Source organism: Kitasatospora sp. NPDC059795 (genome assembly GCF_042732175.1).
Lineage (GTDB): Bacteria > Actinomycetota > Actinomycetes > Streptomycetales > Streptomycetaceae > Kitasatospora.
In genome coordinates, this window is the sequence record NZ_JBHWID010000004.1 from 483315 (window position 1) to 507730 (window position 24416).

Consider the following 24416-nt stretch of genomic DNA (forward strand, 5'->3'; position numbering starts at 1 on the left):
AACGGACCGCTTCCGTCGAACGGACCGCTTCCGTCGAACGGACCGCGACAGGAGATCGACAGCGGCGGGGGCGGCCGTGAAACGATGGGGGCGTGACCGTACCGAACACACCTGCGGGTGACACGCCGCCGCCCGGGGCGGACCCGTTCGCCCCGCCGCACCTGCCGCAGCCGCCCGCCGCCGTCGAGCGGCCGCCGGTCGGCCCCGAGCTGCGGATCGGAGCGATCATCACCGTCGCCGGAGCGGTCCTCGGCGTCGTGCTCGGCCTGCTCTGGCTCTGGCTCTCGCCGCGGATCGGGTTCGAGGTCCAGGACAACCGGATCCTCTACCGCGACCCCGAGGGCGAAGCCCAGATCGCCGCCGTCGGCGTCTTCTCCCTGCTCGGCCTCGCGCTCGGCGTCGCCACGGCCCTCGGCGCCTTCCTCTGGACCCGCGCCCGCGGCGGCGGCATCGCCGTCGCCGTCGGCCTCACCGCGGGCGGCCTCCTCGGCTCGGTCATCGGCTGGCAGCTCGGCACCCGGCTCGGCCCCACCACCGACCTCCGCGCGCACGCGCTGGCCGTCGGCAACGGGGGTTCGTTCGACGGGCCGCTGGAGCTCACCGCGCACGGCGCGCTGCTGGTGTGGCCGATGACGGCGACCATCGTGCTGCTCGCCCTCTCGGCGACGTTCGGCAAGCGGGAGCCGGACCGGCCGCCGTACTGGGCGATGCCGCCCCAGTAGGGACGCGAGACGCAGCACCACATCCGCAAGGTCGCGATCACGTGCAGGTCATTGTCCCGCGTCGCGATCTTGCGGTGGGGTGCGTTCCCCTTCGCGCAGTTCTCCCCCAGCCCTGGCGGGCCGGGAGGTGCCCCCACGCGCCCCTGAATGCTCATCGCCTGCCAATGTCCCACGTGACTGCGTTGGTGAGGCGGATCAGGTCCGCCGGGGCGAGTTCGATTTCCATGCCGCGTCTGCCGGCGGAGACGTAGACCGTGGGGTGGGTCAGGGCGGTGGTGTCGATGACGGTGCGGAGCTTCTTGCGTTGGCCGAGGGGGGAGATGCCGCCGAGGACGTAGCCGGTGGAGCGTTCGGCGGCGGTGGGGTCGGCCATGGTGGCGCGTTTGGCGCCGAGCGCGGTGGCGAGGGCCTTGAGGTCGAGTTGGCCGGAGACGGGGACGACGGCGACGGCGAGGGCGCCGTCGGTCTCGGCGAGCAGGGTCTTGAAGACGCGGGCCGGCGGGACGCCGAGGACTTCGGCGGCCTCCGCGCCGTAGGAGCTCGCGGCGGGGTCGTGGGCGTACTCGTGGACGGTGAACGGGACGGCGGCCGCGTCGAGGGCGACGGTGGCGGGGGTGCCGCCGGCGGTCTTCTTCCTGGGCATGGGCGGGGGAGTCCTCAGTTCGGGCTGAACGCCTGGCGGGTGAGCTCGATGGCGGGCAGGGACGGGAGCTTGGCGATCACCGCGCTCTCCCGGCGGAGCAGTTCGAGCTCGCGGGTGAGCCGCTGCGCGGTGTCGGGGCAGGCGAGGAGTTCCTGCTTGACGGCCACCGGCAGGGTGGTGGCGGCGGCGACCAGGTAGGAGAGCACCTGCGGGTCGTCGGGGAGCTCGGGTTCGCCGTTGAGGGTGGCCTCGCGGGCGCCGGCCAGGCGCTTCTGGTAGGTGCGGAAGGCGCGTTCGACGCCGGAGGCGAGTGCACCGGAGCCCTCGCCGGGCTGTTCGGGCAGCACGGAGACGTCGCCGACCAGGTAGGGGCCGGTGGCGTCGACGGCGCGCAGGCGGAACCGGGTGGTGCCGGTGACGAGGAGTTCGTAGCGGCCCTCGGGCTGGTCCCGGACGGAGGCGACGTCGGCGACGCAGCCGACCGGGTGGAGGGCGTCCAGCGGGTCCTCGCCGGGGGCGCCGATGCCGTCCAACGGGCCTGCGGGGGCGTCGAGTTCGCGGACCGGAGCGACCTCGCGGCCGTCCCGGAGGGCGATCACGCCGAAGCGGCGCGGCTCGTCCTCGGGCAGCTTCTGCAGGTCGGCGACCAGCCGGCGGTAGCGCTCCTCGAAGACGTGCAGGGGCAACACCAGCCCGGGGTACAGGACGGTGTTGAGCGGGAAGAGCGGGAGCCGATCAGTCACGGCGGACAGCGTAGTTCCCGTGGGGCCGCCGCCGCTCCGGACTTACGGCTAGCCGCGCTGGAGGAGCCGGGTGACGCCGGCGACGGCGGTGGTGGCGAGGACCCAGCCGGTGAGGACCAGGGCGGTGGCGACCCACTGGCCGGGGCGGTCGGGGTTCCAGCCGGCCTGGCCGAGGTCGATCAGCGGGAGGACCTTGCCGGCGGCGTACAGGGCGGGGTTCCACACCACCCGTTCGTCGGGTTTGATCGGCTCGGGCGGGTGCTCCTGGAAGTAGATTGTGCCGAGCGCCCAGGCGAGGACCAGCCAGGTGGCGGCGCGGCCGGGACGGTAGCCGTAGCCGACGGCGGCGTCCTGGAGGTGGCCCCAGAGCCGGCCGGGCAGCGGCAGGGTGCCGCGGCGGCGGCGCTGTTTGGCGAGCAGGACGGTGCGGGCGTCCTCGTCGGCGCCGTCGCGGCGCAGGGCGGCGGCGAGCTGCTCGTAGGCCTCGGGGCGGAACTCGGCGCCGGACTCCAGCCAGGCGACGCGGCGTTCCAGCGGGAAGGGCTCGGCGGGGCGGAGCGACTCGTAGCTGAAGCCGGTGAGCGAGATGTGCCGGTCGGTGGGCCAGGCGTCGGGGGAGTCGACCAGGTTGCCGATCCGGGCGCGGTTGAGGCTGACGGTGCCGGTGGGCGGGGTTCGGCAGGTGAAACGGAGCTCGGGGGTCTGGATCCGGTTGAGGGAGAGTTCCTGGTCGGGGCCGAGGTGGAACTCGGCGGCGGTGATCAGGCAGGCGTTGTCGAAGCGGGCGTCGGAGAGCCGGACCCGGCCCCAGGAGCGGAACGGGGTCTGGGTGACGTCCTCGTAGGCGGCGGTGGTGGCGGGTTCGCCGTAGCCGGAGCCGTAGACGGTCCGGGAGCCCGTCCAGTCGGCGTCGGCGGAGCCGGACAGGTACAGGGTGTGGCCGATGGTGATCCGCGGGGCGTTGAGCGCGTTGGGGTTGACGGGCGAGGCCCGCAGGGTGGCGCCGCGCAGCGAGAGGCGGCCGCCGATCCGGGCCGAGCGCAGGCCCACCTCGCCGAGCACGTCGAGCCGTTCGGCCTCGCAGTCCTGGTTGACGCCGATCCCGTCGGCGGACAGCGAGCGCCCGAAGCTGTCGGGGCCGATGGCGGACTGGTTGAGCAGCAGGTCGGTGCCGATCCGGGCGTCGGTGAGCCGGACGCCGGCGGGTATGCCGCAGCGGGCCAGGTGCAGGTCGCCCTCGGTGGCGATCCGGGACGCCTCCAGCCGGGGGAGTGCGCAGGAGACCAGCCGCAGCGTGGCGGCGGAGGCCTCGGAGAGCAGCAGCTTGTGGTCGAAGCGGCACAGCCGCAGCTCGACGTAGCCGTCGATCCGGCCGCCGGCCAGGTCGAGCCGGCCGGTGATCCGGGCGCCGGTGAGCTTGAGCGCGGTGACCTTGCCGGGTGCGGCCCCGGGGCCGTGCAGCAGCAGCCGGGCGATCACCTCGGCGCGGACGGTGCGCTCCGGCCCCCAGGGGGTGGAGTCGAACGGGTCGTCGGGGCCGCGGCTCTCCTCGTCCGGGCGGACGGCCTGCCCGGCGGGGGCGGGCCGGACCAGTTCGGTGCGGGGGTCGGAGCGGTCGGCCCGCAGGTCGTGCACGTCGCCGTGGCGGAACGCCTCCCACAGCCCGCGCTCGATGTCGGTCCAGTCGTCCGGCGCCTGCTCCACCGCACCCCCCGATGATCTTGTCGACGTCTCATCCTTCGTATCACGGACTGAAATACCCGGATGTCGTTTTTCGTCACTCCTTACACTTGGCCGTGTGATCTCTCGAATCGACCTGCGCGGCTCCGATCAGGACCCCCGCGACGTGCTGCCCCGTGCCGAGTTCGACGTGGAGGCCGCCCTTGAGAAGGTGCGGCCGATCGCGGAGGATGTACGCCATCGTGGCGTGGCCGCGTTGATAGAGATCACCGAGCGTTTCGACGGGGTGCGGCTGACGTCCACCCGCGTCCCGGCCGAGCAGATCGCCGAGGCCCTGGAGCAGCTCGACCCGAAGGTGCGCGCCGCGCTGGAGGAGTCGATCCGCCGGGCCCGCGCCGTCCACAGCGACCAGCGGCGCACCGGCCGCACCACCCAGGTGGTGCCCGGCGGCACCGTCACCCAGCGGTGGGTGCCGGTCGACCGGGTCGGCCTGTACGTGCCGGGCGGCCTGGCGGTCTACCCGTCGTCCGTGGTGATGAACGTGGTGCCCGCGCAGGAGGCCGGGGTGCGCGGCATCGCCGTCACCTCGCCGCCGCAGAAGGCCTTCGGCGGCCGGGTGCACCCGGCCATCCTGGCCGCGTGCGCGCTGCTCGGCGTGGACGAGGTGTACGCGGTGGGCGGCGCCCAGGCGGTGGCGATGTTCGCCCTCGGCACCGAGGAGTGCGCGCCCGTCAACCTGGTCACCGGCCCCGGCAACATCTACGTCGCGGCCGCCAAGCGGCTGTTCGCCGGCCGGATCGGCATCGACTCCGAGGCCGGCCCGACCGAGATCATGGTGCTCGCGGACGACACGGCGGACGCCGCCGAGGTCGCCGCGGACCTGATCAGCCAGGCCGAGCACGGCCCGACCTCCGGATCGGTGCTGGTCACCGCCTCGGCCGAGCTGGCCGACGCGGTCGAGGCCGAGCTGAAGACCCAGGTCGCCCGCACCCGGCACTCCGAGCGGGTGGCCGAGGCGCTCGGCGGCCCGCAGTCCGGGATCATCCTGGTCGACGACCTCGACCAGGGCCTGGCCGTCGTCAACGCGTACGCCGCCGAGCACCTGGAGATCCAGACCGTCGACCCGCACGCCGTCTCCGAGCGGGTGCGCAACGCCGGCGCGATCTTCCTCGGCCGCTTCACCCCGGTCTCGCTGGGCGACTACGCGGCCGGCTCCAACCACGTGCTGCCCACCGGCGGCTGCGCCTGCCACTCCTCGGGCCTGTCCGTGCAGACCTTCCTGCGCGGCGTCCAGGTCGTCGAGTACGACCGGCAGGCGCTGGCGGACATCGCCGCGCACGTGGTCAACCTCTCCGAGGCCGAGGACCTGCCCGGTCACGGAGACGCTGTGAAGGCCCGATTCGACTGGAGCGTGCCCAGCTCGTGACGAAGATCGACGACCTGCCCGTCCGGGACGAGCTGCGCGGCCAGTCCCCTTACGGCGCACCGCAGTTGGACGTGCCCGTCCAGCTGAACACCAACGAGAACCCGTACCCGCTGCCCGAGCCGCTGGTGGCCCGGATCGCCGAGCGGGTCGCGGACGCCGCCCGGCAGCTCAACCGCTACCCGGACCGGGACGCGGTGGAGCTGCGGGCCGGCCTGGCCGCCTACCTGACCGACACCACCGGCCACGCCGTGACCAAGGACCAGGTGTGGGCCGCCAACGGCTCCAACGAGGTGCTCCAGCAGCTGCTGCAGACCTTCGGCGGGCCCGGCCGCACCGCGATCGGCTTCGAGCCCTCGTACTCGATGCACGCGCTGATCGCCCGCGGCACCGGCACCGGCTGGATCTCCGGCCCGCGCAACGAGGACTTCACCGTCGACCTGGACGCGGCCCGCGAGGCGATCGCCGAGCTGCGCCCGCACGTGGTGTTCATCTGCTCGCCGAACAACCCGACCGGCACCGCCGTCGAGGCCGACACCGTGCTCGCGCTGTACGAGGCCGCGCAGGCCGCCCGGCCCAGCCTGGTGGTGGTGGACGAGGCGTACGTCGAGTTCTCGCACCGCGACTCGCTGCTGCCGCTGCTGGAGGGCCGCCCCAACCTGGTGGTCTCGCGCACCATGTCGAAGGCGTTCGGCGCGGCCGGCCTGCGGCTCGGCTACCTGGCCGCGGACCCGGCGGTGGTGGACGCGGTGCAGCTGGTCCGGCTGCCCTACCACCTGTCGGCCGTCACCCAGGCCACGGCGCTGGCCTGCCTGGAGCACACCGACACGCTGCTCGGCTACGTCGAGCAGCTGAAGTCCGAGCGCGACCGGCTGGTGGTCGCGCTGCGCGAGCTGGGCCTCGACGTGACCGACTCGGACGCCAACTTCATCCAGTTCGGCCGCTTCGCCGACACCCACGCGGTGTGGCAGTCGATCCTCGACCGGGGCGTGCTGGTCCGCGACAACGGCGTGCCCGGGTGGCTGCGCGTCACCGCCGGCACCCCCGCCGAGAACGACGCCTTCCTGGCCGCCGTGTCCGCTGCAATCAAGGAGCTGTAACCCCGCAATGTCCCGTATCGGCCGCGTCGAACGCACCACCAAGGAGACCTCCGTCCTGGTCGAGATCGACCTCGACGGAACCGGCAGGACGGACGTCTCCACGGGCGTCGGGTTCTACGACCACATGCTCGACCAGCTCGGCCGCCACGGCCTCTTCGACCTCACCGTGAAGACCGACGGCGACCTGCACATCGACACCCACCACACCATCGAGGACACCGCCCTCGCCCTCGGCGCCGCCTTCAAGCAGGCGCTCGGCGACAAGGTCGGCATCTACCGGTTCGGCAACTGCACCGTCCCGCTGGACGAGTCGCTGGCGCAGGTCACGGTCGACCTGTCGGGCCGCCCGTACCTGGTGCACAGCGAGCCCGAGGGCATCGCCCCGATGATCGGCTCGTACGACACCACGATGACCCGACACATCCTGGAGTCCTTCGTCGCGCAGGCCCAGATCGCGCTGCACGTGCACGTGCCGTACGGCCGCAACGCTCACCACATCGTGGAGTGCCAGTTCAAGGCGCTGGCCCGGGCGCTGCGCTACGCCTCCGAGCGCGACCCACGCGCCGAGGGCATCCTCCCGTCCACGAAGGGCGCCCTCTGATGGCGACGGTTCTGATCTTCCTCGGCATCTTCGTCGCCACCGGCGTCTACTCGTTCTGGAAGCAGGACAAGCCGAAGAGCGTGATCCTCGTCCTCGCCTTCGCCTCGGCCATGTGCCTGGCCGCCGGCATCCTGCGCTTCTAGGAGCTCCGCGACATGACCAAGAACGTGGTGGTGCTGGACTACGGCTCCGGCAACCTGCGCTCCGCCCAGCGCGCCGTCGAGCGGACCGGTGCGAACGTCACCGTCACCTCGAACTTCCAGCAGGCGATGGACGCCGACGGCCTGCTGGTGCCCGGCGTGGGCGCCTTCGAGGCGTGCATGCGCGGCCTGAAGGCGGTGCGCGGCGAGCAGATCGTCGGACGGCGGCTGGCCGGCGGCCGCCCGGTGCTGGGCATCTGCGTCGGCATGCAGATCCTGTTCGAGAAGGGCGTCGAGCACGGCGTCGAGACCGACGGCTGCGACGAGTGGCCCGGCGTGGTCGAGCCGCTGGACGCGCCCGTCGTCCCGCACATGGGCTGGAACACCGTCGACGCCCCCGCCGACACCCGGATGTTCGCCGGGATGGATGCCGACACCCGGTTCTACTTCGTGCACTCCTACGGCGTGCGGCACTGGGTGCTGGAGACCCACTCGGAGAAGATCCGCGCCCCCAAGGTGGCCTGGACCACCCACGGGCAGCCGTTCGTCGCCGCGGTGGAGAACGGTCCGCTGTGGGCCACCCAGTTCCATCCCGAGAAGTCCGGCGACGCCGGCGCCGCCCTGCTGACCAACTGGGTCGACACTCTCTGACGCCCTCCGACTTGGGAGACCAACGGATCATGACCAACCGCCTCGAACTGCTGCCCGCCGTCGACGTCCGCGACGGGCAGGCCGTCCGCCTGGTCAAGGGCGCCTCCGGCACCGAGACCTCCTTCGGCGAGCCGCTCGCCGCCGCCCTGGCCTGGCAGAACGCCGGCGCCGAGTGGCTGCACCTGGTCGACCTGGACGCCGCGTTCGGCACCGGCAGCAACCGCGACCTGCTCCGCGAGGTCACCGGCCGCCTCGACATCAAGGTCGAGCTGTCCGGCGGCATCCGCGACGACGAGTCGCTGGCCGCCGCGCTCGCCACCGGCTGCACCCGGGTCAACCTCGGCACCGCCGCGCTGGAGAGCCCCGAGTGGGTCGCCAAGGTGATCGCCGAGCACGGCGACCAGATCGCCGTCGGCCTGGACGTGGTCGGCACCACCCTGCGCGGCCGCGGCTGGACCCGCGACGGCGGCCAGCTGTTCGACGTCCTGGCCCGCCTGGACGCCGAGGGCTGCTCCCGCTACGTGGTCACCGACGTCAACCGCGACGGCACCCTGACCGGCCCCAACCTGCAGCTGCTGCGCGACGTCTGCGCCGCCACCGACCGCCCCGTGGTCGCCTCCGGCGGCGTGTCGTCGCTCGACGACCTGCGCGCGATCGCCACCCTGGTGCCGGAGGGCGTCGAGGGCTCGATCGTCGGCAAGGCCCTCTACGAGCAGAAGTTCACCCTCGAAGAGGCCCTGGAGGCTGTGTCCCGATGACCGACGAAACCCCGGCCACCACCGCCCGCCACTCCGGAAAGTCCCCCTGGGAGGACGCGTACGGGAGCTCCCGGGCGGTGGCAGCCGGGGATTTCGTCCTGGTCGCGGGCTGCACCGCCTACGAGGACGGCGTCACCCTCGCCGAGGGCGACCCGTACGAGCAGACGATCGCCGCCTTCAAGGTGGCCTTCGACGCGCTCGACCACTACGGACTCACCGCCACCGACGTGGTCCGCACCCGGATGTACCTCACCCACGTCCGGGACTGCGACGCGGTCGGCCGCGCCCACAAGGAAATCTTCGACCAGGTCCGGCCGGTCACCACGATGGTGGTGGTCGAGGGCCTGACCGACTCCCGCATGATGGTCGAGGTCGAGGTGGAGGCCCACCGCCCCGGCCTGGCCCGCACCCTGGAAGGCACACAGTCGTGACACTCGCAGTACGCGTCATCCCCTGTCTGGACGTGGACGCCGGACGCGTCGTCAAGGGCGTCAACTTCCAGAACCTGCGCGACGCCGGCGACCCGGTCGAGCTCGCCAAGCTCTACGACGCCCAGGGCGCCGACGAGTTGACCTTCCTCGACATCACCGCCTCGTCCGGCTCCCGGGAGACCACCTACGACGTGGTCCGCCGCACCGCCGAGCAGGTCTTCATCCCGCTCACCGTCGGCGGCGGCGTGCGCGCCGTCGAGGACGTCGACAAGCTGCTGCGGGCCGGCGCCGACAAGGTCGGCGTCAACACCGCGGCGATCGCCCGCCCCGAACTGATCCGCGAGATCGCGCAGCGCTTCGGCCGCCAGGTGCTGGTCCTGTCGGTCGACGCCCGGCGCTGCGGCGAGGGCACCGAGACCGCCTCCGGCTACGAGGTCACCACCCACGGCGGACGGCAGGGCACCGGCCTGGACGCCGTCGAGTGGGCGGTGCGCGCGGCCGAACTCGGCGCCGGCGAGATCCTGTTGAACTCGATGGACGCCGACGGCACCAAGGACGGCTACGACCTGGAGATGATCCGGGCCGTCCGCAAGGCCGTCTCGCTGCCCGTCATCGCCTCCGGCGGGGCCGGCAAGCTCGCCGACTTCGCGCCCGCCGTCGACGCCGGCGCCGACGCGGTGCTCGCCGCCAGCGTCTTCCACTTCGGCGACCTGACGATCGGGCAGGTCAAGGACGAACTGCGGACCACCGGGCACCCCGTCCGCTGATCCTTCGCGGAGCCCGCCGGCCCACCGGTGGGCTCCGCCTTCTACCGGCGGGCTTCTACCGGCGGGGCTCCGCCTTCTACCGGCGGGGCTCCGGCTCCAGGATCGCGAACTGCGCGCCGAACGGGTCCGCCAGCACCGCGACCCGGCCCACCGTCGGGACCTGCTCCGGAGGGATCACGATGCTCCCGCCGGCCTTGCGGACCTGATCGGTGGTCAGCAGCGCGTCCGCGACCGCGAAGTGCACCAGCCAGCCGACGTTCACCCGCGGATGGACGCCCGCCGCGCCGCCGAAGGACGCCTCGAACGGGTCCGAGCCCTCGGCGGTGCACAGCACCGTGTAGTCGACGCCCGGCACCTCGCTGGCGCGCGTCCGCCAGCCGAACAGCCGCTGGTAGAAGCGCAGCGCCTTGGCCAGGTCGGAGGTGTGCAGCTCCGCCCAGCACAGCGCCCCGGGCTCCCGGACGGCCTCCAGGCCGCGGGTCCGCCCGGGCCGCCAGACCGCGAAGTTGCCGCCCGTCGGGTCGGTGAACTGGGCGAACCGGCCCTCCGCCATGACATCCGACGGCGGCACCCGTACCGTGCCGCCGGCCTCGGCGACGGCCGCTGCCGTGGCGTCGGCGTCCTCGGTGCGGAAGTACACCGTCCAGGCGGGCAGCGCCTCCGCCTCGGTCAGCGGGCCGGCCGCCGCGACGGTGCGGCCCTCGTTGCGGAAGAAGCCGTAGCCGCCGGCGTCCGGGCCGCCCGACTCGAAGGTCCAGCCGAACACCGCGCCGTAGAACAGCTCGGACTCGGCGAGGTCCGGGCTGCCGAGGTCGATCCAGTTCGGCGATCCGGTCCGGAAATCGGTGCTGACCATGGGTGCTCCAGGGAGGACGGGGTGGGCGGGGCCACCGCTCAGGCTGGCACCTCCGGCCGGGGCGGCGGCGGCCGACGCGCCGTCAGTCCTCCGGCAGCGGCAGGGCCTCGGCCAGCTCGGCGACCGCCTCCGGCTCGCCCTCCACCGTCACCGCGGCCTTCCCGCCCCGCCCGAACAGGAACAGCACCAGCTCGCCGGGCTCCCCGGTCACCGTCACCAGCGGCCGATCGTGCCGACGGACCGTCACCTCCCGGCCGTCCGGGCGCGTCAGCCGCAACGACACCGACGGCCGCGACTCGCCCAGCCGGGCCGCCACCGGCACCCGCCGCCACAGCGCCTCGACCAGCTCGGCCTTCGGCTCCTCCGGTTCGAACGGCACCGCCCGGCGGACGTCCTCCGCGTGCACGAAGTACTCCAGCAGGTTCGCCGCCTCGTCCACACCCGGCAGGTTGAACGGCGAGAAGGCCGGCGGGCCCGAGCGGAAGGACTTCACCAACTCCCCGTACGGGCGGGCCGCCGCGCGGTCCTGCACCCGCCGCGTCCAGCCCGCGAGCGGCCGCACCCTGATCCCGGCCGCCGCGTCCGGCCGGCCCTCCCGCACCACCAGATGGGCCACCAGATCCCTGGTCAGCCACCCCTCGCACAAGGTCGGCCCGTCCGGGCCGGCCGCCGACAACAATCCGGAAAGACGGGCACGCTCGGCCCGTGCAAGGCTCGACATGCCGCACAGCCTACGCAGCGGGTCAGGCCTTGAACGTCAGGGCGCAGGTGACTCCGCGCTCGCCCTGTCGGTAGAACTCCAGCGGCAGACCCACCGACGTTCCGTGCCGGGGGCCGTCGGTGGTGCGGGCCAGGGCCTGCTTGGTCGGCTCCTTGCACAGGTCCGTCATGCTGCGGAAGATCGCCGGCAGATCCGCCAGGCCGTCCGGGAGGACCGCGTTGGCGATCGCCTCCGCGTCGTGCTGCTGGTCGCACGGGACGGCCGTGGGCTGCTGCACGTTGCTGAGCCGCGGCACCTGGAAGCACGTCCCCGGCGTGAAGTACGGGTAGGGAATCGTCTTGGTCGGACTCGGTGAAGGTGCCGGGGAGGAACTGGGGGGAGGCGGGGGCGCGGCAGCGGCCGGGCGCTGCGGCTCGGGCCACAGCAGGACGGCGGCCAGAGCGGCGAGAACGACCGCCACCACCGTGCCCAGGACGGTCTTCTGTCGGCCAGTCATGCCAACCCCCTTGTTCCACCGCCATTGTGAGGGCGGGGAGGGTGCCGCGTCAGTGCTTTTCGGACATCTGTTTGCCAAGCCTTTGCATGCGGATCAGTAGGATGACCGGCTTGTTGTACAAGGTCGCCGAGGGAGGGCAACTGCCATGGGGGACAGCGGGTTTCGGGTGGAACCTGGCGCACTCGACCGATATGCGTCACTGCTCGCGGAGCAGTCCGAACAGCTGAGCAGGATCGCGTCGGTCACCGCCGCGATCACCATCTCGTCCGATGCCTTCGGACACCTGCCGAACGCCCAGCACCTGGCGTCGGCGTACGAGGAGCACGCGAGCGCCAACCGGGAGAACATCGGCGCGCTCGGCAGCGCCGTCAGCGGCACCTCGGAGGGGCTGACGGGCGTCTCGCAGAACTACCAGGACCACGAGGACTACGTGGTGCGCACGATGGGCGGTGGGCAGTAATGGGGAGTCCCTCCTCCGACAAGGCGAAGACCTCCACGAAGGCGCCGACGTCGCAGGGCCGGTCCAAGCCGTCGACCCCGTCGACTCCGGTGACGGATCCGCGGACGCTGCCCCGCCCGGGGCAGGGGCAGGGAGGGGCGGCGGCGCGCGTGCCGCAGACGCCGGCGCCGCCGCACGTCCCGCAGCAGCCGCAGCCGCCGCAGCCGACGCACGTCCCGCAGCAGCCGCAGCCGACGCATCCCCAGCCACAGCCGCAGGCACCGCAGCACCCGGCGGGCGATGCCGGGGACGGCGAGCCCGGGGTCGGGCCGATCGATCCGCGGGACGGGTGGTTCAAGGGCAAGCTGAAGGACGGGGCTTCGACCGTCATCGACAGCGTGAGCCAGCGTGCCGGCGACTGGGTGGGCGACCAGTTGTTCGGCCCCAAGGACCCGGCACCGGGTGCCGGCGCTTCGCCGTCGACCGGGCTGGACGGTGTCGGTGAGGGCGGTGCCGCCGGCGGCGAGGCGGGTGGCGGGACCGGTGGCGGGGTCGGCTCGATCATCGGTGCGGCGGCCGCGCAGGCCGGTATGGCTGCGGCGGGGCGCAACGGCCACGAGATGATCGGCTACGGCCCGTCGTCGGTGGGCATCATGGAGCGGCAGAGCGACGCCTATGCCTGGGCGCACGCCCGGGTCGAGGCGGCGATGGCGAACCTCGACCCGGCGAACCACCCGGACCGGAACGGTCTGGGCGGGATGCTCGACGAGGCGGTCGTGTGGGCGCTGGAGCAGTCCGGCCTGATGGACATGCTGGAGAAGGTCACCGGCGACCTCGCGCAGCTGAACGCCGCCGCCGAGGAGTGGCAGGCGCAGGCGCACGCCGTCCAGTCGGTCGCGGCCGAGCTGCGCGGCGGCGCGGTGCCGCTCTCCGCGGACTGGGCGGGCAGCGCCAGCGACGCGTTCGGCGGTCACATGGGCGAGGTCGCGGACGCGCTCGACCAGACCGCGAAGGGGATGCACGACACCGCGCAGATCATCAACTCGGCCGCGCAGGAGTGCGCGATGGCCGAGGGAATGGTCATCCAGATCATCAGCGAGGCGATCGAGGCGCTGATCGTGTCGCTGGCCGCGGAGGCGGTGATCGCGGTGGTCACCATGGGCATCGGCCTGATCGCGGACGCGCTGATCACGGAGGCGGAGGTCGCCGTCTTCGTGGCCCGGGTGGCGAAGGTCTCCACCACGCTGGCCAAGAAGCTGGAGGAACTGCTGAAGGCGCTCAAGGAGTTGGGCAGCGCCGTGAAGGCGGTGCGCAACATCGAGTCGGCGCGCAAGGCGATGACCGAGCTCAAGAGCGTGAAGACCGCGTTCGAGGGACTGCGGTCGCTGGAGGAGGGCGAGGGCCTCGCCGCGAAGGCGGCCAAGTACGCGGACGGGAAGATCACGGAGCAGGTGCAGCAGGGCTTCGACCACGCCCTGGGCATCGAGGACGACGACAACCTTCAGCGCGGCGACGGCACCTGGAAGGGCAGCCTGAAGGCGGCCGGCCAGTCCTCGCTGGCGGTGGCCAAGGAAGGCCTGAAGAGCGACGTCAACAAGGAAGCGATCAAGCAGGAGCTCCTGCACGACGTGGGCCTGGCCCACGACCCGGCGCCGTACCGGGTGGACGAGTCGCGGATCGCGACCGCCTTCGGCTGACCGGCCCCGCCGCCGGGGCGACGGCGGGGCCCGGCCGTACGGTCAGCGCCCCGCCGTCGCGTTGCGGAACGCCTCGCGCTCGGCGGAGTCCTCGAAGTCCAGGGCGATCCAGGAGCCGTCCGCGAACAGCAGGTCCTGTCGGGCGGCCCACACGTCGTTCGGGGTGTCGGGGCGCAACCACCAGCTGCCGAACGGGAGTTCGTACAGCGGGACGGCCCGGTAGTGCTGGGTGTGCTGCATGGTGGTCCAGCGGGCGAGGACCAGCAGGCGGCGGTCCGTCAGCAGCACCGTGAAGTAGTCGTGGTCGGCCCGCAGCTTCTCGCCGGGCGTGGTGCGCACCGCCCGCCAGAACTGCCACGCCGTGGTGCCCTCGTCGCCGTTCAGCGAGCCGCCGTGCAGCGGGCGGCGGAGCGCCCGGTAGGCGCGGCGGGTCAGCGACAGGCCGTACGGGCGCAGCAGGTAGATCCTCGGCATGAACAGGACGACGAACCAGCGCGGCATCAGGTGCAGCAGGAAGCCGTACCAGAACCTGACGAAGAAGTTGTAGATCCAGGCCAGCGGGGCGTGGCTCGCGGCGCGGACGATGTCGCGGTCCCACCAGAGCGGTGCGAGGCGGTCCAGCTTCATCGCCCAGGCGCCGATCATCGGCTCGCCGGGGTGGAGGTGTTCGCCCGCCGTCCGCTGGAGCAGGTAGTGACCGAACGCGGCGGTCGGCAGTGGTTGCGACTGGTACTGACTCACCCGGCAAATCCCCCATCGTGCTGAGCAGTTCTGTTGTTTGTCGGGGGTCAAACTACCGCCCGGCCGAGGTCGCCGGGGCAGGCCGGGGCGTCCTGCGAGAATGGACGGCATGTCGACCAACCCCGCCGCCCCCGGCAGCACCGCCCTGGACCCGGCGATCGCCGCCCGTCTCAAGCGCACCCCGGACGGCCTGGTGCCCGCCGTCGCCCAGCAGTACGACACCGGTGAGGTGCTGATGCTCGGCTGGATGGACGACGAGGCGCTGCACCGCACGCTGACCACCGGCCGCTGCACGTACTGGAGCCGCAGTCGCAACGAGTACTGGGTGAAGGGCGACACCTCCGGCCACGTGCAGCACGTGAAGCACGTCGCGCTGGACTGCGACGGCGACACCCTGCTGGTCAAGGTCGACCAGGTCGGCGCGGCCTGCCACACCGGTGAGCGGACGTGCTTCGACGCCGACGTGCTGCCGCTGTCCCGCTAGCCTGTCCCACACATCCGTCCGACACAACCGATCGGTGCCCCATGGAACTTGAGGCTTTCCGCGCGCTCGCCGCAGACACCCGGGTCATTCCCGTCACCCGCCGGCTCCTCGCGGACGGCCTCACTCCGATCGGCGTGTACCGCAGCCTGGCGGCCGAGCGGCCCGGCACGTTCCTGCTGGAGTCCGCCGAGCAGGGCAGCTGGTCCCGGTACTCGTTCGTCGGGGTGCGTTCCGGCGCGGTGCTGACGGTCGGGCCGGACGGCGGCGCGCGCTGGCTGGGCGAGCCCCCGGTCGGCATCCCGACCTCCGGCGACCCGCTGGAGGTGCTGCGGGCCACGCTGGCGGCCCTGCACACCCCCCGGCACCCGGACGACGGCCTGCCGCCGCTCACCGGCGGCCTGGTCGGCTACCTCGGCTACGACGTGGTCCGCCGGCTGGAGAACCTGCCGAACCTCACCCCGGACGACCTGAAGCTGCCCGAGCTGACGCTGCTGCTGGCCACCGACCTGGCGGTGCTCGACCACTCCGACGGCACCGTGCTGCTGATCGCCAACGCCGTCAACCACAACGACCTGGCGACCGGCGTGGACGAGGCGCACGCCGACGCGGTGGCCCGGCTGGACGCGATGGAGGCCGACCTGCGCCGCCCCGTCGAGCCGGGCCTGGCCACCTGGACGCCGACCGAGGTGGAGGCGCACTCGCCGTTCGGCGGCGCGCCCTACCGCAAGGCGGTGGAGGTGGTGAAGGAGCGGATCCGGGCCGGCGAGGCGTTCCAGGTGGTGCCCTCGCAGCGTTTCGAGGCGCCCTGCGAGGCGTCCGCGCTGGACGTCTACCGCGTTCTGCGCACCACCAACCCCAGCCCGTACATGTACCTGTTCCGCTTCCCCGGCCCGGACGGCGGCGCGGAGGGCGGCTTCGACGTGGTCGGCTCCAGTCCGGAGGCGCTGGTCAAGGTCGCCGAGGGCGAGGCGATGGTGCACCCGATCGCCGGCACCCGGCACCGCGGCGCGACCGCGCTGGAGGACGCCGAGCTGGCCGCCGAGCTGCTGGCCGACCCGAAGGAGCGGGCCGAGCACCTGATGCTGGTCGACCTGGGCCGCAACGACCTGGGCCGGGTCTGTGCGCCGGGCTCGGTCGAGGTGGTGGAGTTCATGGCGGTCGAGCGCTACAGCCACGTGATGCACATCGTCTCCACCGTCACCGGCAAGGTCGCCGAGGGCCGCAGCGCGCTGGACGTGCTCACCGCCTGCTTCCCGGCCGGGACGCTGTCGGGTGCGCCCAAGCCGCGCGCGATGCAGATCATCGAGGAGCTGGAGCCGACCCGGCGCGGCCTGTACGGCGGCTGCGTCGGCTACCTGGACTTCGCGGGCGACTCGGACACCGCGATCGCGATCCGCACCGCGGTGATCCGCGGCGGCACCGCGTACGTGCAGGCCGGGGCGGGCGTGGTCGCCGACTCCGACCCGCACGCCGAGGACACCGAGTGCCGCAACAAGGCCAAGGCGGTGCTGCGGGCGGTCGCCGCCGCCAACACCCTGCGCTGACCGGCCGCCGGGGCCGGTGGCGGGCGTCGGCGTGCGGTCGGGGACACTGGTCGGGTGAGTGAGACTGCCCCCGCCCCCACGTCGTCCCGCGGCACCCTCGCGCTGATGCTGCTGCTGACCGCGCTCGGCGCCACCCTGGTGCTGACCGCCGCCGGCCGCACCTGGGCGGAAGGGATCGCGCCCGGCTCGGTCGGCGGCCGGATCGCGATCTCCGCCTCGGGCAGCAAGCTGACCGGCCTGCCGACCGGCACGGCGCTGGTGGCGATGGCCGCCGCCGTCGCGGTGTTCGCGGTGCGCGGCCGGGCCCGGATGCTGGTGGGCCTGCTGATGGCGCTGGCGGGCATCGGCGCGGTCGCCGGGGCGCTGATCGGCCGCACCGAGACCGCCGGCCTGCACGACCTCGCCGCCGGGCAGCTCGGGCTGGCCAGCGCGCACGCCGAGCAGATCACCCGCACCGGCTGGCCGTGGGTGGCGCTGGCGGGCGGACTGCTGCTGGTCGTGGCCGGCCTGCTGACGCTGCGGTTCGGCCGGAACTGGCCCGCCATGGGCGCCCGTTACGAGGCCCCGACCCGGCGGCGTCCGGCCGGGCCGGTCGGCGGCAGCCCCGCCGACCTGTGGAAGGCGCTGGACCGCGGCGAGGACCCGACCGGCTGAGTGTGCTCGGGACCACGGCGGCCCCCGCTTGGGGACGCCGTGTTCGGCCCGGCACAATGGAAGCGTCAACCCGTCGAGCGAACGCCCCCCAGGACCGCCCGACCGGGGCCCAGGAGAAACAAGGAGCAGCATCAAGATGGCTTCAGCAGCGCACGGCCACAACCCCGCCGCGTGGACCGGCGTGGTCATTTCCTTCGTCGGTTTCTGCGTGGCCGGCGTGGCCATGATCATGCCGAGCGTCGTGCTGACCATCGCGGGCCTCGCCGTGGTCCTGATCGGCGGCGTGGTCGGCAAGGCGATGTCGATGGCAGGCATGGGCAAGCAGCCCAGCAAGAACTTCGCGCCGGTGACCACCGAGGAGCGCGCCGCGGTCTCCGCGGCCTGACCTCGGTCGAGCACGGTACGGACGGCGGGCCCCCGGCCCGCCGTTCGGCGTTTTCCGGGACGGGTTCCGGGTCGACCCGGGCACAATCGTGCCCGTGAACGCTCCTGCCGCCCCCGAACCCGGCACTGCCCCCGACTCCGGCTCGGTACCGCGCCGCCTGGTCCGCCCGCTGGCGGCGCTGGCCGCGGTGGCGATGCCCACCGCGTTCGTCGGCGCCGTCGACCCGAACACGCCCGGCCACTACCCGGTCTGCCCGCTGCTGCAGGCCACCGGCTGGTGGTGCCCCGGTTGCGGCGGCCTGCGCTGCGTGCATGCGCTGACCAGGGGCGATCTGCTGACCGCCGGCCACGACAACCTGATGGTGACGCTGCTGGCGCTGGCCGCGCTGGCCCTGTGGGTGCGCTGGACGGTGCGGGCGGTGCGCGGCCGCCCCGCCGGGGTCCGGCTGACCGGCCGGCAGACCGTGCTGCTGATGGTCGCGCTGGCCGTGTTCGCGGTGGTCCGCAACCTGCCGATCGGCGCCGGACTCGCGCCCCCGGCGGTGTGAGCGGCCCGTCGGACGGTCCGCAGAGCGAGACGTGCGCCGGACTGGTGCGCAGTGCGCCCCCCGGGCCCGATACCATCGAAAGGCCGAGGGCGTGCACCTGTGCCCCCGGCCACACCAGCGATACACGATGGGGGCGCACGCGTGACTGTGCTCGACGAGATCATCGACGGGGTCCGGCAGGACCTCGCGGAGCGCCAGGCCCGGACCTCCCTGGACGAGCTCAAGGAGCTCGCCGCCAAGGCACCCGAGGCGAAGGACGGCGTGGCCGCGCTGCGCGGCGACGGTGTCCGGGTGATCTGCGAGGTCAAGCGCTCCAGCCCGTCCAAGGGCGCGCTGGCGGCGATCGCCGACCCGGCCGCGCTGGCGGTCGACTACGCGGCCGGCGGCGCCGCCGCGATCAGCGTGCTCACCGAGCAGCGCCGCTTCGGCGGCTCGCTGGCCGACCTGGACACGGTGCGTGCCGCGGTCGAGACCCCGATCCTGCGCAAGGACTTCATCGTCACCGCCTACCAGCTGTGGGAGGCCCGCGCGCACGGCGCGGACCTGGCGCTGCTGATCGTCGCCGCGCTGGAGCAGCCGGCGCTGGTCTCGCTCATCGAGCGGGCCGAGTCGATCGGGCTGACCCCGCTGGTCGAGGTGCACGACGAGGAGGAGATCGCCCGCGCGGTGGACGCCGGCGCGAAGATCATCGGCGTCAACGCCCGCAACCTGAAGACCCTTGAGGTCGACCGGAACACCTTCGGCAACGTGGTGGACGCCATCCCGGCGCACATCGTCAAGGTCGCCGAGTCCGGGGTGCGCGGCCCGCACGACCTGATCACCTACGCCAACCAGGGCGCCGACGCGGTGCTGGTCGGCGAGGCCCTGGTGACCGGCCGCGACCCGCGGACCGCCGTCGCCGACCTGGTCGCCGCCGGCGCCCACCCGGCGCTGCGCAACAACGGACGGGGCTGACCCTCCGCCATGTCGATCGCCGTCCGCCTCGCCCCCGGTTGCCGCCCGCGCGGCTGCCGCGCGCCCGCACGCCGGGTGCTGGGGCGGCGGGTGCGGTACGTGATCGGCTGCGAGCCCGGACAGGTCCCCGGACGTCGATGGCGCGGAACCTGCGGCTGAGCGGGCCTGTCCGGTCGATCTTGTCGGAAAGGCGCGCGGCGTCGGGCGCCCGGCTGGGAGTGCCGGCGAACCGTCCTCGTACTGGGTGTACTTGGATGGTTTGTCGGTGCTTCCAGGCGGGATGATCCGGCGTCGCGCGCCCGGCAAGATCGGCCGGACAGGCCCGGGCCGCCCGTTCCATCTTCACGCCGTCCACTTCCAGACAGAGGACTGTCCATGTCCGAGCTCAACGTTCCGGGTACCCAAGTCCCGGACGCTCGCGGTTACTTCGGCGCCTATGGCGGCCGTTTCATCCCGGAGGCGCTGGTCGCCGCCGTCGAGCAGGTCGCCGAGGAGTACGAGAAGGCCAAGGCCGACCCGTCGTTCGCCGCCGAACTCGACACCCTGCTGAAGGACTACACCGGTCGGCCCAGCCCGCTGACCGACGTCCACCGCTTCTCCGCCGAGGCCGGCGGGGCGCGGGTGCTGCTCAAGCGCGAGGACCTCAACCACACCGGCTCGCACAAGATCAACAACGTGCTGGGCCAGGCGCTGCTGACCCGCCGGATGGGCAAGACCCGGATCATCGCCGAGACCGGCGCCGGCCAGCACGGCGTGGCCACCGCCACCGCCTGCGCGCTGTTCGGCCTCGACTGCACCGTCTACATGGGCGAGGTCGACACCAAGCGGCAGGCCCTGAACGTCGCCCGGATGCGGATGCTGGGCGCCGAGGTGATCCCGGTCACCTCCGGCAGCCGCACCCTGAAGGACGCCATCAACGAGGCGTTCCGCGACTGGGTCGCCAACGTCGACTCCACCCACTACCTGTTCGGCACCGTGGCCGGCCCGCACCCGTTCCCGATGATGGTGCGCGACTTCCACCGCGTGATCGGCGTCGAGGCCCGCCGCCAGGTGCTGGAGCGCACCGGGCGGCTGCCCGACGCGGTGGTCGCCTGCGTCGGCGGCGGCTCCAACGCGATGGGCATCTTCCACGAGTTCATCCCGGACGCGGGCGTGCGCCTGGTCGGCTTCGAGGCGGCCGGCGACGGCGCCGACACCCCCCGGCACGCCGCCACCCTGACCAAGGGCGACCCGGGCGTGCTGCACGGCTCGCGCACCTACGTGCTGCAGGACGAGGACGGCCAGACCATCGAGTCGCACTCGATCTCGGCCGGCCTGGACTACCCGGGCGTCGGCCCCGAGCACGCCTGGCTGAAGGACACCGGCCGGGCCGAGTACCGTCCGGTCACCGACCGTGCCGCGATGGAGGCGCTGCGGCTGCTGTCCCGCACCGAGGGCATCATCCCGGCCATCGAGTCCGCGCACGCCCTGGCCGGCGCGCTCGAACTCGGACGCGAGCTGGGCCCGGAGGCGACCATCCTGGTCTCGCTCTCCGGCCGTGGCGACAAGGACATGCACACCGCAGCCGAGTACTTCGGCCTCTACGACGACGCCGAGGGGACCAACTGATCATGGCCGACACCCAGCTCACCACCACCCTCGCCGCCGCCAAGGCCGAGGGCCGGGCCGCCCTGATCGGCTACCTGCCGGCCGGCTTCCCGACCGTCGACGGCGGCATCGCCGCGATCAACGCGCTGATCGAGGGCGGCTGCGACGTCGTCGAGGTCGGCCTGCCGCACTCCGACCCGGTGCTGGACGGCGCGGTCATCCAGACCGCCGACGACATCGCGCTGCGCGGCGGCGTGAAGATCAAGGACGTGCTGCGCACCGTCGCCGAGGTCGCCGCCGCCCACCCGGCCACGCCGGTGCTGGTGATGACGTACTGGAACCCGGTCGACCGCTACGGCGTGGCCCGGTTCGCGGCCGACCTGGCCGCGGCCGGCGGCGCGGGCTGCATCCTGCCCGACCTGCCGGTCGAGGAGTCCGCGGAGTGGCGCAAGGCCGCCGAGGAGCACGGCCTGGACACCGTGTTCGTGGTCGCCCCGTCCTCCAAGGACGCCCGCCTGGCCGAGGTCACCGCGGCCGGCTCCGGCTTCGTCTACGCCGCCGCCGTGATGGGCGTCACCGGCACCCGTTCCGCGGTCGGCAACCTGGCCGAGGACCTGGTGGCCCGCACCCGCGCCACCACGCCGCTGCCGGTCTGCGTCGGCCTGGGCGTCTCCAACGCCGAGCAGGCCGCCGAGGTCGCGGCCTTCGCGGACGGCGTGATCGTCGGCTCCGCGTTCGTCAAGCGCCTGCTGGAGGCCGCCGACCCGGAGGCCGGCCTGACCGCCGTCCGGGAGCTGGCCGCCGACCTGGCGTCGGGCGTCCGCCGCCGCTGACGGCTCCGCCGCCCCGGTGTTCCGCCGGCCGCCCCGCAGGGGAACGGCGGAACACCGGGGCGGACATGACGGTCGGTCACCGGAAAGTCACGCCATTTCCCGGCCCGCACCGGCGGAATTCCTGGCCGGAATTCCCCGATCTGGCCCGCAGTAGTCGGACCCTCACGCATTGTTTCACCGCCCGGTCTTTTGCCCGGCCCGCTCCCGCCGGGAATGCCCCGGGAGAACGGGCCCAGGGCCGGTCCGACCGGACAGGCGCTAGATCGCCAGGGAGGACTCGATCCGCTTGAGGCCGTGCCGGGCGAGCGCCAGGTTGCCGCGCGAGCGGTCCAGCGCCAGGTAGAGGAAGAGCGAGCCCTGGCTGCTGGCCAGCGGGCGGATCAGGTGGTACTGGCCGCTCAGGGTGATCAGGACGTCCTCGATGGTCTCGTCGATCGACAGCGCGGCCAGCGCCCGCATCTTCGCCCGGACGACCTCGGTGTTCGCGGCTGCCGCGATTTCCAGGTCGAGCTGCTGGCTGCCGCCGAGGAACCCGAGTGACATGCCGCTCTCGTAGTCGACCAGGGCCACCCCGATGGCACCCTCGATGCCCATGGCCTCCGCGAGCGCGCTGTCAATGTTCATGAGCTGTTCGTCCTTTGCGTGAATTCCGGGCAGAACTCCTGTGTGCAGGGGACAAGTTAGCAAGAAGAGTTGCCCCGGGGCATCGTGCGGGATTCGTGCAATAAAGTACGCTGCGCAGGAGTTCGGAAAGCGAAGGGGTACTGGTGCGCGCACTCGAAGCGTCCCTCTCCGAGGTGCTCGATTCCCCCGGGGCGGTTGGCGCCGTCGTCGTCGACGCCGTTTCGGGCCTCGGCCACCACGCCGTCGGGGAGCACCGGCCGCTGGGCACGGGCGCCGAACTCGCCGAACTGGTGGCGCTGGTCGGCGAAGGGCTCGGTGCGGCCGGGGTCGTGGGGGAGCTGGAGAGCCTGGTGGTCACCACCACCCGCCACCACCAGGTCGTCCAGCTGGTCCCGCGTCGGGGCGACCCGTTGCTGCTGGCCACCGTGCTGGACCGCACCCGCACCAATCTGGCCCTGGCGATCCGGCAGAGCGCCGACCTGGCCAAGGGCCTGCTGACGTGACCGATGCCCCGGGCGGCGCCGACCGGTCCGGGCGGTCCGCGGACCCGTCCGACCCGTCCGCCGCGCGCAACGTTCCGGCCCTGCTGCTGACGCTGCGCCGGGCGGAGTTCACCGGCTCGATCGTCGTCGCCAGCACGCCTGGCGGCACGATCCACCTGGAGCGGGGGCTGATCACCGCGATCGAGACCCCCGGCGCCCCCGCCGTCGGGACGCTGCTGCTCAGGTCCGGTCGGATCGCCGAGGCGGACTGGACGGCCGCGGTGGCCGACCTTCCCTCGGGCGCCCACGGGGACCTGGGCGCGGTGCTGGTGGCCCGGGGGGCGATCGGCGCCGCCGAACTGGAGACCGTCTGCGCGTCCGCCCTGTTCGACGCGGCCTTCGCCCTGGTGCTGAGCCGACCCGGCGGCTGGCAGGTCGCCGAGGCGGACGCGCCCGCCCGGATCGCGCTGCGGCCGGGCATCGAACCGCGAAGGCTCTTCGAGGAGACCGCCCGGCGGGTGTCCCTGCTGACCCGGCTCGGGAGTCCGCCCGGCGCACTGGCCCGGGTCCGGATTCGTCCCGCCGCGCAGGCCGGGGCGGCGACGGCGGGGATTCCGGCCCGGTACCGGGAACTGCTGGTCGCGGCCACCGGCCGACGTACCGCCCGCGACCTCGGATTCGCCCTCGGGCGCGGGGTGTTCGCGGTGATGCTCGACCTGGTCCGGATGGACGCCCGGCACCTGCTCCACCGGGAGCCGGCGCCCGCCGCCCCGGGCGGACCGGCCATCGGCCTGCGCACGCCGCCCGCCGGACCGCCGCCGGGCGTCACCGGACCACTGCCGCGCCGGATTCCGGGGCGTCGAGCCCCGGTCGCCGCGGACGGGACGCCGGAGCGCCGGGCCGAGCGGACCTGGCCGTCCGTGCAGGCCGCACCGCCCGTGCCCACCGAATCGACCTGACAGACCGAGTAGAGCGAGAAGAGCGCACCATGAGCAGTCAGACGTCGCCCGCCGCAGTCGTCGCCGAGCTGAAGTCCCTCCGTGAGCGGGTCATGGGGATCGCCGAGAGTGTGGTCTCGACCGCCGACGGCCTGCTGGTGGCCGCCGACACGGCAGCCGTCCACCCCGAGTCGGCCGCCGCACTGTCGGCCGCCATGCTCGGTCTCGGGCAGCGCACCGCCGCCGAGGTCGGCCTGGGCGGCCTGCGCGACGTCGTCACCCGCTGCAACGGCGGCTACGTCGTGGTGCTGGCGATCGGCGACCGGGCGCTGCTGATGATCCTGGGTGACGAGGGCCTGGACCTGGCCGGCCTGTACCGCGAGTCCCCCGCGACGATCCGCCGGCTGGGCGAACTCTTCGGGCTGGTCCCCGCCGTCTAGATGATTGATGCCAAGGGCTCGCTGGCGTGCATGAAATGACGCGAGGGAGTCCAAAGGTCGGTTGTGACGCCTGACCTGGACTCCCTCGCGACCGCACTCTACGTGAAGACCGACGACCTGCTGAAGGAATCGCCCCATCTGGCGCCGTGGCGGCCCGCGATCGGCCTCGAGCCACGGCTGAGCGACGCCGAACTGGTCACCCTGGCCGTGATGCAGGCCCTGCTCGGCTTCGCCTCCGAGCGCCGCTGGATCCGCCACGCCACCATCCACCTGCGGCACCTGTTCCCGTACCTGCCCGGGCAGTCCGGCTACAACCGGCGCCTGCGCAAGGCCGC

The 24416-nt window shown here is 73.1% G+C and carries 31 protein-coding genes and 1 pseudogene; 24 read left to right on the forward strand and 8 right to left on the reverse strand.

All coding sequences use genetic code 11. The features are described 5' to 3' along the window. Positions 1–92 precede the first annotated feature (92 nt). Positions 93–722, forward strand: coding sequence for a hypothetical protein (locus ACFV4P_RS11730; protein WP_380469875.1), 630 nt, complete (start codon positions 93–95; stop codon positions 720–722). A 151-nt stretch (positions 723–873) separates the two neighbouring features. Here the strand turns inward: ACFV4P_RS11730 and ybaK are convergent, their stop codons facing one another. The 3 genes from ybaK to ACFV4P_RS11745 are packed head-to-tail and all read right to left on the reverse strand — an operon-like array spanning position 874 to position 3812. Continuing rightward, positions 874–1365, reverse strand: a complete 492-nt coding sequence (gene ybaK, locus ACFV4P_RS11735; RefSeq protein WP_380469877.1) for a Cys-tRNA(Pro) deacylase — start codon at positions 1363–1365, stop codon at positions 874–876. A gap of 14 nt (positions 1366–1379) precedes the next feature. Continuing rightward, positions 1380–2108, reverse strand: a complete 729-nt coding sequence (locus ACFV4P_RS11740) for an LON peptidase substrate-binding domain-containing protein (RefSeq protein ID WP_073813689.1) — start codon at positions 2106–2108, stop codon at positions 1380–1382. A 48-nt stretch (positions 2109–2156) separates the two neighbouring features. Then, positions 2157–3812, reverse strand: a complete 1656-nt coding sequence (locus tag ACFV4P_RS11745) for an oxidoreductase (protein WP_380469879.1) — start codon at positions 3810–3812, stop codon at positions 2157–2159. Between the two features lie 94 nt (positions 3813–3906). On the opposite strand from ACFV4P_RS11745, the gene hisD reads away from it, so the two are divergent. Genes hisD through hisF form a run of 8 tightly spaced genes read left to right on the forward strand, consistent with a single transcriptional unit; the run spans position 3907 to position 9659 of the window. Next, a complete protein-coding gene (gene hisD / locus ACFV4P_RS11750; protein WP_380469880.1) occupies positions 3907–5214 on the forward strand; it encodes a histidinol dehydrogenase in 1308 nt (435 codons plus the stop codon). Next, positions 5211–6311, forward strand: coding sequence for a histidinol-phosphate transaminase (locus tag ACFV4P_RS11755; protein ID WP_380469881.1), 1101 nt, complete (start codon positions 5211–5213; stop codon positions 6309–6311). The genes hisD and ACFV4P_RS11755 overlap by 4 nt, the downstream gene beginning before the upstream one ends. Before the next feature lie 7 nt (positions 6312–6318). Next, on the forward strand, positions 6319–6912 hold the full coding sequence (hisB, locus tag ACFV4P_RS11760; protein WP_073813681.1) for an imidazoleglycerol-phosphate dehydratase HisB: 594 nt from the start codon (positions 6319–6321) through the stop codon (positions 6910–6912). Beyond that, complete coding sequence (locus tag ACFV4P_RS11765) at positions 6912–7055, forward strand: hypothetical protein (RefSeq protein ID WP_380469883.1); 144 nt, start codon at positions 6912–6914, stop codon at positions 7053–7055. Before hisB ends, ACFV4P_RS11765 begins: the two co-directional genes overlap by 1 nt. A gap of 12 nt (positions 7056–7067) precedes the next feature. Then, positions 7068–7703, forward strand: coding sequence for an imidazole glycerol phosphate synthase subunit HisH (gene hisH, locus ACFV4P_RS11770; RefSeq protein WP_380469885.1), 636 nt, complete (start codon positions 7068–7070; stop codon positions 7701–7703). A 29-nt stretch (positions 7704–7732) separates the two neighbouring features. After that, on the forward strand, positions 7733–8461 hold the full coding sequence (priA, locus tag ACFV4P_RS11775) for a bifunctional 1-(5-phosphoribosyl)-5-((5-phosphoribosylamino)methylideneamino)imidazole-4-carboxamide isomerase/phosphoribosylanthranilate isomerase PriA (protein WP_380469887.1): 729 nt from the start codon (positions 7733–7735) through the stop codon (positions 8459–8461). Continuing rightward, complete coding sequence (locus tag ACFV4P_RS11780; protein ID WP_380469889.1) at positions 8458–8892, forward strand: RidA family protein; 435 nt, start codon at positions 8458–8460, stop codon at positions 8890–8892. The genes priA and ACFV4P_RS11780 overlap by 4 nt, the downstream gene beginning before the upstream one ends. Then, positions 8889–9659 carry an imidazole glycerol phosphate synthase subunit HisF gene (gene hisF / locus ACFV4P_RS11785; RefSeq protein WP_380469891.1) on the forward strand — a complete coding sequence of 257 codons (771 nt, stop codon included), beginning with the start codon at positions 8889–8891 and terminating at the stop codon, positions 9657–9659. The genes ACFV4P_RS11780 and hisF overlap by 4 nt, the downstream gene beginning before the upstream one ends. A 76-nt stretch (positions 9660–9735) precedes the next feature. Here the strand turns inward: hisF and ACFV4P_RS11790 are convergent, their stop codons facing one another. The 3 genes from ACFV4P_RS11790 to ACFV4P_RS11800 all read right to left on the reverse strand — a co-directional run bounded on the left by ACFV4P_RS11790 (position 9736) and on the right by ACFV4P_RS11800 (position 11732). Continuing rightward, positions 9736–10515 carry a VOC family protein gene (locus ACFV4P_RS11790; protein ID WP_380469893.1) on the reverse strand — a complete coding sequence of 260 codons (780 nt, stop codon included), beginning with the start codon at positions 10513–10515 and terminating at the stop codon, positions 9736–9738. Positions 10516–10597: 82 nt separating this feature from the next. Continuing rightward, positions 10598–11236, reverse strand: a complete 639-nt coding sequence (locus tag ACFV4P_RS11795) for a TIGR03085 family metal-binding protein (protein WP_380469895.1) — start codon at positions 11234–11236, stop codon at positions 10598–10600. 22 nt (positions 11237–11258) lie between these two features. Further along, complete coding sequence (locus tag ACFV4P_RS11800; protein ID WP_380469897.1) at positions 11259–11732, reverse strand: septum formation family protein; 474 nt, start codon at positions 11730–11732, stop codon at positions 11259–11261. A 166-nt stretch (positions 11733–11898) separates the two neighbouring features. Between ACFV4P_RS11800 and ACFV4P_RS11805 the strand changes: the two genes are divergently transcribed. Together ACFV4P_RS11805 and ACFV4P_RS11810 are read left to right on the forward strand one after the other, a co-directional pair. After that, positions 11899–12192, forward strand: a complete 294-nt coding sequence (locus ACFV4P_RS11805; RefSeq protein ID WP_380469899.1) for a hypothetical protein — start codon at positions 11899–11901, stop codon at positions 12190–12192. A gap of 149 nt (positions 12193–12341) precedes the next feature. Next, positions 12342–13868, forward strand: coding sequence for a WXG100 family type VII secretion target (locus ACFV4P_RS11810; RefSeq protein WP_380469901.1), 1527 nt, complete (start codon positions 12342–12344; stop codon positions 13866–13868). Between the two features lie 42 nt (positions 13869–13910). On the opposite strand, the gene ACFV4P_RS11815 is transcribed toward ACFV4P_RS11810, so the two are convergent. Then, positions 13911–14609: a hypothetical protein gene (locus ACFV4P_RS11815; protein ID WP_380469903.1), complete on the reverse strand. Its 699-nt coding sequence runs from the start codon at positions 14607–14609 to the stop codon at positions 13911–13913. Between the two features lie 109 nt (positions 14610–14718). Between ACFV4P_RS11815 and hisI the strand changes: the two genes are divergently transcribed. From hisI to trpA, 9 genes are all read left to right on the forward strand, one after another. Continuing rightward, positions 14719–15093 carry a phosphoribosyl-AMP cyclohydrolase gene (hisI, locus tag ACFV4P_RS11820; protein WP_073813850.1) on the forward strand — a complete coding sequence of 125 codons (375 nt, stop codon included), beginning with the start codon at positions 14719–14721 and terminating at the stop codon, positions 15091–15093. Positions 15094–15134: 41 nt separating this feature from the next. Further along, entirely contained in the window at positions 15135–16637 is a 1503-nt protein-coding gene (locus tag ACFV4P_RS11825; protein ID WP_380469905.1) for an anthranilate synthase component I, read from the forward strand. 105 nt (positions 16638–16742) lie between these two features. Then, positions 16743–17291, forward strand: coding sequence for a TIGR02234 family membrane protein (locus ACFV4P_RS11830; RefSeq protein ID WP_380469955.1), 549 nt, complete (start codon positions 16743–16745; stop codon positions 17289–17291). 136 nt (positions 17292–17427) lie between these two features. Continuing rightward, positions 17428–17676 carry an HGxxPAAW family protein gene (locus ACFV4P_RS11835; protein WP_380469907.1) on the forward strand — a complete coding sequence of 83 codons (249 nt, stop codon included), beginning with the start codon at positions 17428–17430 and terminating at the stop codon, positions 17674–17676. A gap of 94 nt (positions 17677–17770) precedes the next feature. Next, positions 17771–18223, forward strand: a complete 453-nt coding sequence (locus tag ACFV4P_RS11840; RefSeq protein ID WP_380469909.1) for a DUF2752 domain-containing protein — start codon at positions 17771–17773, stop codon at positions 18221–18223. A 141-nt stretch (positions 18224–18364) separates the two neighbouring features. Then, entirely contained in the window at positions 18365–19177 is an 813-nt protein-coding gene (gene trpC, locus ACFV4P_RS11845) for an indole-3-glycerol phosphate synthase TrpC (protein ID WP_380469910.1), read from the forward strand. A gap of 9 nt (positions 19178–19186) precedes the next feature. Then, on the forward strand, positions 19187–19336 hold the full coding sequence (trpM, locus tag ACFV4P_RS11850) for a tryptophan biosynthesis modulator TrpM (protein ID WP_380469912.1): 150 nt from the start codon (positions 19187–19189) through the stop codon (positions 19334–19336). Positions 19337–19552: 216 nt separating this feature from the next. After that, complete coding sequence (gene trpB / locus ACFV4P_RS11855) at positions 19553–20785, forward strand: tryptophan synthase subunit beta (RefSeq protein WP_073813648.1); 1233 nt, start codon at positions 19553–19555, stop codon at positions 20783–20785. Between the two features lie 2 nt (positions 20786–20787). Continuing rightward, complete coding sequence (gene trpA / locus ACFV4P_RS11860; protein WP_380469914.1) at positions 20788–21597, forward strand: tryptophan synthase subunit alpha; 810 nt, start codon at positions 20788–20790, stop codon at positions 21595–21597. A gap of 258 nt (positions 21598–21855) precedes the next feature. On the opposite strand, the gene ACFV4P_RS11865 is transcribed toward trpA, so the two are convergent. Next, entirely contained in the window at positions 21856–22221 is a 366-nt protein-coding gene (locus ACFV4P_RS11865; RefSeq protein ID WP_073813644.1) for a hypothetical protein, read from the reverse strand. 143 nt (positions 22222–22364) lie between these two features. On the opposite strand from ACFV4P_RS11865, the gene ACFV4P_RS11870 reads away from it, so the two are divergent. From ACFV4P_RS11870 to ACFV4P_RS11885, 4 genes and pseudogenes are all read left to right on the forward strand, one after another. Further along, positions 22365–22724, forward strand: a complete 360-nt coding sequence (locus ACFV4P_RS11870) for a hypothetical protein (protein ID WP_380469916.1) — start codon at positions 22365–22367, stop codon at positions 22722–22724. Next, complete coding sequence (locus ACFV4P_RS11875; protein ID WP_380469918.1) at positions 22721–23662, forward strand: hypothetical protein; 942 nt, start codon at positions 22721–22723, stop codon at positions 23660–23662. The genes ACFV4P_RS11870 and ACFV4P_RS11875 overlap by 4 nt, the downstream gene beginning before the upstream one ends. Positions 23663–23691: 29 nt before the next feature. Further along, positions 23692–24081 (forward strand): roadblock/LC7 domain-containing protein, encoded by a 390-nt coding sequence (locus ACFV4P_RS11880; protein WP_380469921.1) that lies wholly within the window; start codon positions 23692–23694, stop codon positions 24079–24081. 63 nt (positions 24082–24144) lie between these two features. Beyond that, positions 24145–24416 (forward strand): annotated as a pseudogene (locus tag ACFV4P_RS11885) (IS982 family transposase); the annotation flags it as partial.